We start from the raw sequence: 10,489 nt of genomic DNA, 5'->3' as shown, positions 1-10,489 counted from the left end.
GCTACGTCGATGGACTTCACCTTACCAGTGATCCAGCAGCACGGCGGTGTGGCCTGTGTCCCTATTGCAGTGGTCAGCGGATTTATCCTGTCACTACTCTCTCCACCACTGATTCTGTTTTTTCTTTCGCTTTCGGGTTAGCGATTGCAGGCAATCATTGGGTAGGATAAGCAGCGTTATAAAAATACAACTGCCTCACTGCCCAGGATGCCTGCCCACCATGCTAAACGGAATTTGGTTAAGCTTTTTCATTGCTGCGTTTGCAGCCTCGTTGTGGCAGTGGTTAGTCGGTGGCGATAGCGAGGTTTTTGCTCGCTTAGTGCAGTCGCTGTTCGATATGGCAAGCGTCAGCGTGGATATTATTTTAGTGCTACTAGGCACGATGACGCTTTGGCTGGGCTTTCTTTCGATTGCCGAAAAGGCAGGCATGATTCGCTTACTAGGCCGTGTGCTTGACCCACTGTTTTCCCGCCTAATGCCAGAAGTGCCCCGTAATCACCCAGCCATGGGGCTAATTAGCATGAACTTTGCGGCTAACATCTTAGGCTTAGATAACGCTGCCACACCGATTGGCATTAAAGCCATGCAATCGCTGCAGAGTCTCAACCCGAGCCGCGATACCGCCAGCAACGCACAAATCCTGTTTTTAGTACTCAACACCTCATCACTGACGCTGCTACCTGTCACGATCTTCATTTATCGTGCTCAGCAAGGCGCGGCAGAGCCTACCCTGGTCTTTCTACCGATTCTGCTGGCCACCAGCGCTTCCAGTCTGGCAGGGCTACTCGCGGTTGCACTCGTACAGCGCTTAAAACTCTGGCAACCCGTGGTGCTGGCTTATTTGGTCGCTGCAGCGCTTGCCTTGGGGTTATTAATTACCACGCTGGCGGGCATGTCGGCCCAAGCATTGGCGGCTGCTTCAACACTGGTGGGTAACCTAACGTTATTCACTATTGTCATGATGTTTTTAGTGGTTGGCGCACTGCGTGGTGTAAGGGTGTATGACGCCTTTATTGAAGGGGCAAAAGAAGGTGTCAGTTTTACCGTCACCCTGCTGCCGTATCTTATTGCCATGCTGGTGGCGGTTGGCGTACTACGTGCCAGCGGCGTTCTGGACGCAGGGCTGAGCGGCATCCGCTGGTTGGTGGAAGGGGTTGGCTGGGACACTCGCTTCGTAGATGCGCTGCCTACCGCCTTTGTAAAGCCCCTTTCTGGTAGCGGCTCGCGGGCCATGATGATCGAGACGATGAACACCTTTGGTGTCGACAGCTTTCCTGGCCTGCTAGCCGCTACCCTGCAAGGCAGCACCGAAACGACCTTCTACGTGCTAGCAGTCTATTTTGGCGCGGTCGGCGTTACCCGTATTCGCCATGGCCTGGGCTGCGCGCTCATCGCTGACGCCGCGGGCATCATCACTGCCATAGCCGTCTGCTACTGGTTCTTTGGCTAACGCCACTTGGCAACCACGTTAGCCATCAAGCTGGCTATTCGTAACAACATTCGCCACAACGCTCTTAACGGCACTCTTTACAACACTCGTAACAACAATAGATCAGGTAATTTGTTTCATGCATGCTCAACACACGGCATTACATAACGAGCTTCACGCGCGGCCTCCCATCTATTTTGAGGGGCCTGCTTGTCTTCATCACTACGCTTTTACGCTTGAAGGCGATGACGTTACTACGTTGCTTAATCGCCTAGCAGAGCTGACAGAAGTCACTGTCACTCCCGATCAGGTGCAACAAATAGTCAGTTGTCAGGGCTGCCTGATAAAGTGGGAGCGACACACCGAGTTTTTTACGCTAACCATTAAGCACGACAACAACAGCAACCCTCGCATATGGCCAACACCACCTACTTTTTTAGCCCGTTTACTCGCGGATGTTGCCGATAAAATAATCAGTGCCAGCGTATTACGCGTGGAAACGGCCAATCGATGGGCAGGTAGCGTGGAGGCCTATGGATTAGATCAGCCAGCGGGTTCACAGGTAGGCGGCGGAGATGCCACAGTTTGGAGCGACTTCAACCTGGATGATCAGCAAAGAAACCGATTGCTAATGGTTAACGATAATCTGGATAGCTATCGACTGGGCAGGATGGCGAGACGCTTATTTGATATTGAGACTTACCGCATAATGGCGATGCTGGCGCTACCGGAAGCCAAAGCACTCAGCCGTGAGCTACAACACTATGAAACGGAGCTGTCTGCGCTTTCTCATCAACACGCCGAACAGCACACCTCCCCTGCCGAGCCGTTGCTCAACGCCTTGACACTGCTCTCGGCAAAACTCGAACGCTGCGGTGTACAAACACGTCAACGCTTTAGCGCGACCGATGCCTATGCCAACATCGTGTTGGCACGCATCAATGAACTGCGCGAGGAGCGTATCGGTAATTATCCTCGGCTGGGCATGTTTATTTTGCGGCGATTTGAACCGGCCGTGCGCTACTGCGATGCCATGAATCGCCGCGTAGAAACGCTGGCCACCAGCGCCACACGCTTAAACGACTTGTTGCGTACCCGCACCCAGGTCGAAATCGAGAGGCAAAACTACAAAATTTTGCAGAGCTTAGATGCCCGCGCAAGCAGCCAGCTAAAAATCCAAAAGGCCGTTGAAGGTCTCTCGATCATCGTCATCAGCTACTACATTTTCAGCTTAATGAAACTGGGGCTGGAAAGCTTAAGAGCGCTAGGGGTCGATATCGAACCCAATGTTGCCGCTTCCGTCATAGCGCCACTGAGTGCGCTTATTATCGCGATCTTAACGTGGCGAATTTGGAAGGTTAAAAAGCACCAGTAGGTAAGTCGTTAGCTGCACTCACCTCGTAGTGAGCCGCTAAGTGCCCTGCGCAGTGCAGGGCCGCTCATCCCACGACCTAGCAGCACCGTAAGCTTTGCAACGGCGGCTTCTAAAGTGATATCGCCTCCCGCAATCACACCGGCTTGGTTCAGCGCCGCGCCGGTGGCGTAGGCACCCTGTACGACTTCCCCTTGGGCGCACTGAGTCACGTTAAGCAGTGCGACCCCTCGTTCATTTGCCGCCGTTAGCGCCGTTAACAGCTCGCCTTCAAAACTAGGCGGGTTGCCCACGCCGTAGCTATGCAGAATCAAGCCTTTTAAGCGTTCATCGGCCAGTAGCGCCTTGGCGCGGCGCAGCGACATACCAGGATAGAGTGGCAATATCGCAACCGCCTCATCATCTACCTCAATGGGGGCAAAGTCAGGCCGTCCGCTCAGCAACGCAGAGGGCTGCGGGTAAGATATGGCGATGCCAAGCTCGGCAAGCCAGGGAAAATTGGGAGAGTCAAAGGCATCTAAGCCCTGAGTGCGTACCTTGCGCGCGCGATTACCGCGCAGAAGTCGATCGTGAAAGACCAGACTCACTTCACAAGGTGTCGCGGAGTGAGCCACCAGTTGCAGTGCACTGACGAGATTATTCAGTGCATCGCTACGGGGCTCCCCCAAAGGAATTTGAGCGCCGGTGAAGATCACCGGCTTGTTGAGCGCGCCGAGCATAAACGACAACGCAGCGGCGCTATACGCCATGGTGTCGGTACCGTGTAGCACCACAAACCCATCGTATGCTTGCCAGTGGCTTTCTAACTGTGCCACTAAACGGTTCCAGGCGTCGGGCATTAGCTCAGCGCTATCAATCAGCGGCTGCATTTCCAGCACATCAAACGATGGCAACCTGTCGGCGGCGGCCAGCGCCATGTGTGCGGTTAAACGATCGGCCAGCCCCGCGCAAGGCACATACCCATGTGGCGATGGTTGCATACCGATGGTACCGCCGGTGTAGAGCATGAGTACGCGGGACATAGTCTCTCCTAATCTAATCGCGTTAGTGCATGTAAGGGCTTACTTAGCAGGCGCGCTTGCCAGGCGCTGCTTTAGCGCTTCGGCCTCTTCAGGCTCCAGTTCCCACGCCTTGGGGTCCAGCTCAAGATCCGGATGCTGATTGGCATCGAAGATCGGCTGTTTAATGCCCTGGCGGCGCTGGCTATCGTAATCGTTCAGAATGCGTAGGCCACACTTGAACAACAGAATCAGCGCTACGAGGTTGACCACTGCCAATAGCCCCATGGTGACATCGGCAAAGCCGAACACAGTGCCAAGATCTGTGGTCGCGCCCCAGCACACCAACAACACAATGGCGACCCGGAAAGCGTTAAACAGATTCTGGTTGTCGCGACTAAAGAAGTTGAGGCTGTTCTCGCCGAGGTAGTAGTTGTACAAAATAGTACTGAACGCAAACAGCAGCAGCGCGAGACTAACAAAGGTGCGCCCCCATTCGCCTACATGGTCGGCAAGCGCCGCCTGGGTAAGGGCGATACCTTCAACGCCAGCGCCGGCTGTCGGGTCATATACACCGCTGAGTAGAATCAAAAACGCCGTGGCCGAGCAGATAATCACGGTATCGATAAACACCGAAAACGCCTGCACAATACCTTGGTTGGCCGGGTGCGGTACGTAAGCAACCGCCGCCACATTAGGCGCACTGCCCAGACCCGCTTCGTTAGAAAACAGGCCACGCTTCAAACCCATCATAATGGCCGCACCAATACCACCACCAATCAGCGGTTCAAGGCCGAAAGCACTTTTTACGATTAGCATGATAACGCCGGGAATTTCACCAATGTTCATGGCGATGACCAGCAGCGCAATGGCGATATAGCTGACCGCCATAAAAGGCACCAGAAACTCTGAGATGCGCGCAATACGTTTGATACCACCAAAAATAATCAGCCCTACCAGCATGGCCAGGGCAATGCCGCTGTAAAGCACCGGCACACCGAAAGCGTCGCCAAACGAGGTCGCTACCGCATAAGATTGCAGTGCGGTAAAGGCAAAACCAAAGGTTAACAGCAATAGCACCGAGTAAAACGCTGCCAGCCAACGCCACTGTTTACCTAACCCTTTAACAATGTAGTACGCCGGACCACCGCGATAAGTGCCATCGCCTTCCGCTTCTTTGTAGGTCTGCGCGAGGGTACATTCTAAAAAGCTAGTCGCCATCCCCATCAGGCCCACCAGCCACATCCAGAAAATAGCCCCTGGGCCACCTAGCGTAATCGCGACCGCCACGCCAGCAATATTACCGCCACCCACGCGCCCTGCCACTGACAGGACAAGTGCCTGAAACGAACTTAAGTGGCCGTGTTTATTACGCTTAAAGGCCTGACCCGACCCCAGGATGCGAAACATTTGGCCGAAATAACGAAACTGCACAAAGCGGGAAGCAACGGTAAAACCGATGCCAACGCCTACTAGCAGCACTAGCAGTACCTTTCCCCAGAGGAGCTCATTGAGCATATCAAGCATGTGATTTTCTCCGCGTTCTTGTATTAGCGTTATGTTGGAATTCGCGTCGTTTTATTTCGCGCTTCTTAAAACCGCGCCGCGGAGAACGTTTTACCAAGCATGGGGAAGAATTAAATTTGGCGCAGCGATGCAGTTGTGTGCACTCACTGCATCAGCGGGTGCACCAGAGTGCATCAGGCAAGCCGTCAGACTTTCTCGGCAATGCGGTGGGCTAATTTATGCATAAAGGGGCCGCAGATAAACGCAATGATCCCAGCAGCTGGCCAAGCAAGGAGCCAAGCGTGCATCCAGATGCCAACAAAATCAGCATGAGTTCCGATATTCACGTACGTCACCCAGGCAGACATAATCAGCGATAGCGTAAACGACATGAGAATAGCGAAGATAATTCTGTGTTTCATGGCAGTACCTGAGAGTGATGTTTGAGTGCGGACAGATTAACAAACACCTATAACGGTAATATATGCCAATATATGAGAATCAATTTTACAGAATTGCAAAATGCGAAAACCCTCTCTTGATGACCTAAACATCTTTATCGTGGCCGCCAACCAACGCAGCCTCACGGCTACGGCGGCAACGCTGAAGATGACCATTGCCACCGTGTCGCGGCGCATAAGCGCACTGGAAGCCACACTAGGCGTAGAGTTGCTCCATCGCTCAACCAAGGGGTTAACGTTGACGCCTCAGGGTGAGTCCTACTTCCGCGAGTGTGAGGAGTTAGTACTCGCACTGGATCAGCGTATTTCAGACCTGGATCAAACACTGCATAGCCTAAGCGGACCATTGAAGATTATGGCGCCCGTCAATTTGGGCAGCGGACCACTGGATGCATTTTGGCGCCACTTTATTCATCGTTATCCTGAGATCGCATTAACTATCGAGCTAGATAACAACGTGGCCGATATTCGCGATCACCAAGCGGATATTGCGCTTCGCTCGGGGCCACAAAAAGACTCGACACTGATCCAAAAACACCTGGGCTATATAGAGCCGATTTTGGTGGCATCACCGACGATGAAACACCCTATTCCCAGAACGATAGAAGAGCTACAAGCATGCCCCAGCGTGGCAGCAAAAATGTTTAGCGATTGGCTGTTGTTCCATCAAGACGGTAATCAGCACGCTTGTCACAAGAGCCATTTCCACATCAGTAACGATATGAATATTGTGCTGAACCTCACAACGTCGGGAGCAGGCGTCTCGTTGATGCCCGCCAGTATGGTGGCGAACAGCTTACAAGCGGGAGAGTTAATACAAGTACTTCCTGAGTGGCAGGGACGCCACCGAGAGATCTTCTTGGTGTGGCCCTATCGGCGTAGCCTTTCAGCAAGGGCCAAGCTGTTTCGCCACGAGTTAATCGAATTCCTCAGCCGCCAATCTTGGTTCCACTCTGCTGATTAGACCGTCTGTTCGGGCAAAGTGGCGACCTGTTCTGCTGGCGCCGTAACACCAGCAAAACAGTTAACTAGCAGCGCGTTTGGAGAATGCTTAAATGCCCGCTTTCGCCGCCCGTGCCGCATGAAGCTTCTTATAGCTTTCGATCAAGCGCTGGTGGCGCTCCAGACCTTCTAACTGCATGTTAGTCGGCGTTAGGCCGTGGAAGCGTACTTCGCCACTTACCGACCCCACGACAGCCGCCATGGTCGCTTCGCCGAACATGCGCTGGAAGTTATGCAGATAATCTTCAAGCTCCAGTTCGCCATCCAGCACAATTTCCAGCACCGCGTTTACCGCCTGATAGAACAGGCCGCGCTCAACAGTATTATCGTTGTACTGCAGGAACATCTGCACACAGTCCAGCGCTTCTTCATGGCGTTGCAGCGCGAGGTAAACCAGCAGCTTGAGCTCTAGAATCGTTAGCTGCCCCCACACAGTGTTCTCATCAAACTCGATACCGATCAGCGTGATGATATCGGCGTGGTCATCCATCTGGCTCTCTTCCAACCGCTCGACCAGATCGGTGAGCTGAGCGTCATCCAAGCGGTGCAGATTGAGAATATCTTCGCGGTAGTCCAACGCTTTATTGGTGTTATCCCAGATTAAATCTTCAATGGGGTACACCTCTGAGTAACCCGGTACCAGAATGCGACAGACTGGTGCGCCCAGGTCTTCGTGGACCGCCATGTACACTTCGGCCCCCAGCTCCTCAAAAATGCCAAACAGCGTCGCGGCCTCTTCCTCATTGCTGCCAGAGAAATCCCATTCACTGAATTCAAAATCGGGCTTGGCACTAAAGAAGCGCCAGGAAACGACGCCCACCGAGTCGATAAAGTGCTCAACGAAGTTGTTGGGTTCAGAAACGGTTTGCGAGTTAAACGTCGGCAGCGGCAGATCATTCAAGCCCTCAAAGCTACGGCCCTGGAGCAACTCGGTCAGGCTACGCTCCAGCGCCACTTCAAAGCTCGGGTGCGCACCAAACGAAGCAAATACGCCGCCAGTACGCGGGTTCATCAAGGTGACGCACATTACCGGGAACTGCCCACCCATAGAGGCATCTTTGACCAACACCGGGAACCCTTGGGCTTCCAGGGCGTTAATGCCTTCTACGATACTTGGATACTTGGCTAGCACGTCCTGCGGTACATCCGGCAGAGCTAATTCTTGTTCGAGGATTTCGCGCTTCACCGCCCGTTCGAAAATTTCCGACAGGCACTGCACCTGGGCTTCTACCAGGGTATTGCCCGCGCTCATACCGTTACTGAGGAACAGGTTTTCGATCAGATTGGAGGGGAAGTAGACCGTTTCGCCGTCGGACTGGCGCACAAACGGCAGTGAGATAATTCCCCTACCTTCACGTCCCGAGTTGGTATCGATCAGATGTGAGCCACACAGCTCGCCTTCAGGGTTATAAATATCGCGACAGTGCTCATCGAGAATTTCAGCAGGTAACTCATCGTTCGGGCCTGGCTTGAACCACTTTTCATTGGGGTAGTGAACAAAATCGCTGTTGGCAATCTCTTCACCAAAGTACTGATCGTTATAGAAGAAGTTACAGCTTAAGCGCTCAATAAACTCGCCCAGCGCCGAACACAGGGCGCTCTCTTTGGTAGCACCTTTGCCATTAGTGAAACACATCGGTGAAGCCGCATCGCGAATATGCAGTGACCAGACGTGGGGCACGATATTGCGCCAGGAGGCGATCTCTATCTTCATGCCCAGGTCAGCCAGCATCGCGCTCATATTGGCGATGGTTTGTTCTAATGGCAGGTCTTTGCCTGGAATATAAGTAGCACTGCCCTCCGGCGCTCCCATCAGCAGTGCCTGGGCGTCCTCGTCGATGTTTTCTACCGTCTCGATCTGGAAATCAGGGCCGGTTTGAACCACCTTCTTAACCGTGCAGCGATCGATGGAACGCAGAATACCCTGGCGATCTTTTTCAGAAATATCTTCCGGCAACTCGACCTGGATTTTGAAAATCTGCTTATAGCGGTCTTCCGGGTCAACGATGTTGTTCTGTGACAGGCGAATATTTTCGGTAGGAATATCGCGGGCGTTGCAGTACACCTTTACAAAGTAGGCCGCACACATGGCAGACGACGCCAGGAAGTAGTCAAACGGCCCAGGTGCCGAGCCGTCGCCCTTATAGCGAATCGGCTGGTCGGAGATAACCGTAAAATCGTCGAACTTGGCCTCTAAGCGGAGGTTGTCGAGATAGTTAACTTTGATTTCCATGAGCGGGCATCCGGATAGATAAATGTGCTGAAGGTCTTGGGGCCATAGGCTGATGGCGGCCATTATCCAGTTTTTTACCCGCTTCGTCTTGGGCAGTCTCCCGAATCACTCATTCAACGTCGCGTAAGAACGGTAACGCTTCAACAACACATCGAGACTCTCTTCAGTAGATGACCGAACTACTGTGCTTGCATCATACGCTCCGCCTCAGCTTCGCTGACCCCGAGCATCAGTAAAATCTGGCGTTGTGTGGCTAACAACACCTGCTTTCGTTCCACTTCTCCCGGCAAACTTTTGGCAATCGCGACGGCCCCTACCAGAGAGGCCAATATGACCCGGGACTTATCAGCAATCGCTTTGCGGTCATTGGCAAAAGGAAGTTGTTTCAGCTTACTCAATGCGATCAAGCGCGTTTCAAGCATCTTTTTCATACTTATATATGACGCTTCAAACAGGGTGCGAATTTCTGCTTTTTCACTACCTATTTCATTGAACAGTACCGCTTCAGGCCCCGGCCTATGCTTAGCTTCCAGCTCTTGGAGATTGCAGTAGTTAGCGACCAACTCGGTTAAGTGCTGCAACGAAAGCGGGCCTTTTACCAGTCTAGCCGCCCGGCTGTTATCAATGGTCAGACGAACAGACTCATTGTAAAGGGCCTCTTTTGAAGCAAAATGCGCATAAAAGGCGCCATGCGTCATCTTGGCGAGCTTCATGATCTGGCCAATCGAGACCTTTTGAAACCCATAGCGGCTGAATAGCTCCGTCGCCGAAGCCAAAATGCGCTCTTTGGTTTTCGATTTATGGCTCTTGGGATAAGGCATACCTACCTCGTCAGCTAAATATTATCTTGATCATATACTGCCCATTGCTAGGGTGACCCTATCAATAAATTAGGAGTCACTATGCACTCACCTATCGTGATTACCGGCATGGGTATGGTCAGCCCGCTAGGCAACAGCGTCAACACAAGTTGGCAGCGGCTGATTAACGGCCAGTCTGGCATCAGCACCATTGACCGCTTTGACACAAGTCATATCCCGATCAAAATTGCCGGGGTGGTGCCGAGTATTGACCGAGACCCCACCGGCGGTATTGATCTGAATGAGATAGCCGACCCCAAAGAGCAGCGCAAAATGGACTTGTTCAGCCTCTACGCATTGGCGGCAGCCAAAGAGGCACTGTCACAGGCCAACTGGTTCCCCGTTGAGCAAGCCCAAAAACGCAGAACGGCCACCATTATTGGCTCTGGCATTGGCGGCTTCCCGACCATTACACAAGCTCAAAAAACCCTTGCTGAGCGCGGCTATCGCAAACTCTCCCCCTTCACGGTGCCCGCCTTTCTGGCCAATTTGGCTGCTGGTAACCTGTCCATTCGTTATGGCTTTCAAGGCCCTCTCGGTTGCCCGGTGACGGCTTGCGCGGCTGGCCTACAGGCGATTGGCGACGGTATGCGCATAATACGCAACGGAGAAGCCGATGTTGCCCTCG

The 10,489-nt window shown here is 53.0% G+C and carries 10 protein-coding genes; 5 read left to right on the top strand and 5 right to left on the bottom strand.

The genetic code is table 11. The annotated features are described in order from the left end of the window. From INT22_RS21485 to INT22_RS18185, 3 genes are all read left to right on the top strand, one after another. Window positions 1–141, top strand: a 141-nt coding sequence (locus INT22_RS21485) for a LysO family transporter (protein WP_226912894.1), incomplete at its 5' end; no start/stop codon positions are given. Window positions 142–220: 79 nt separating this feature from the next. Further along, a complete protein-coding gene (locus INT22_RS18190) occupies window positions 221–1,450 on the top strand; it encodes a nucleoside recognition domain-containing protein (protein WP_193068711.1) in 1,230 nt (409 codons plus the stop codon). 118 nt (window positions 1,451–1,568) lie between these two features. Then, complete coding sequence (locus INT22_RS18185; protein WP_193068710.1) at window positions 1,569–2,804, top strand: DUF3422 domain-containing protein; 1,236 nt, start codon at window positions 1,569–1,571, stop codon at window positions 2,802–2,804. Between the two features lie 8 nt (window positions 2,805–2,812). Here the strand turns inward: INT22_RS18185 and INT22_RS18180 are convergent, their stop codons facing one another. The 3 genes from INT22_RS18180 to INT22_RS18170 all read right to left on the bottom strand — a co-directional run bounded on the left by INT22_RS18180 (window position 2,813) and on the right by INT22_RS18170 (window position 5,727). Continuing rightward, window positions 2,813–3,823: a type I asparaginase gene (locus INT22_RS18180; protein WP_193068709.1), complete on the bottom strand. Its 1,011-nt coding sequence runs from the start codon at window positions 3,821–3,823 to the stop codon at window positions 2,813–2,815. Window positions 3,824–3,862: 39 nt separating this feature from the next. Then, entirely contained in the window at window positions 3,863–5,326 is a 1,464-nt protein-coding gene (locus INT22_RS18175; protein WP_193061790.1) for an alanine/glycine:cation symporter family protein, read from the bottom strand. A gap of 185 nt (window positions 5,327–5,511) precedes the next feature. Continuing rightward, window positions 5,512–5,727, bottom strand: coding sequence for a DUF2798 domain-containing protein (locus INT22_RS18170; RefSeq protein ID WP_089039675.1), 216 nt, complete (start codon window positions 5,725–5,727; stop codon window positions 5,512–5,514). Window positions 5,728–5,827: 100 nt separating this feature from the next. Here INT22_RS18170 and INT22_RS18165 point away from each other — a divergent pair, with 100 nt between their 5' ends. Then, window positions 5,828–6,730: a LysR family transcriptional regulator gene (locus INT22_RS18165; protein WP_193068708.1), complete on the top strand. Its 903-nt coding sequence runs from the start codon at window positions 5,828–5,830 to the stop codon at window positions 6,728–6,730. 87 nt (window positions 6,731–6,817) lie between these two features. Here the strand turns inward: INT22_RS18165 and INT22_RS18160 are convergent, their stop codons facing one another. Next, window positions 6,818–9,001, bottom strand: a complete 2,184-nt coding sequence (locus tag INT22_RS18160) for an OsmC domain/YcaO domain-containing protein (RefSeq protein WP_193068707.1) — start codon at window positions 8,999–9,001, stop codon at window positions 6,818–6,820. Window positions 9,002–9,180: 179 nt separating this feature from the next. After that, a complete protein-coding gene (locus INT22_RS18155) occupies window positions 9,181–9,822 on the bottom strand; it encodes a TetR/AcrR family transcriptional regulator (protein WP_193068706.1) in 642 nt (213 codons plus the stop codon). An 81-nt stretch (window positions 9,823–9,903) separates the two neighbouring features. Between INT22_RS18155 and INT22_RS21480 the strand changes: the two genes are divergently transcribed. After that, a partial coding sequence (locus tag INT22_RS21480) for a beta-ketoacyl synthase N-terminal-like domain-containing protein (RefSeq protein WP_319022107.1) occupies window positions 9,904–10,489 on the top strand: 586 nt, incomplete at its 3' end.

The organism is Halomonas sp. 3D7M, from assembly GCF_014897885.1.
GTDB lineage: Bacteria > Pseudomonadota > Gammaproteobacteria > Pseudomonadales > Halomonadaceae > Vreelandella.
Note: the sequence above shows the minus strand (reverse complement) of the source record. Positions and strands in the feature narration are given on the sequence as shown.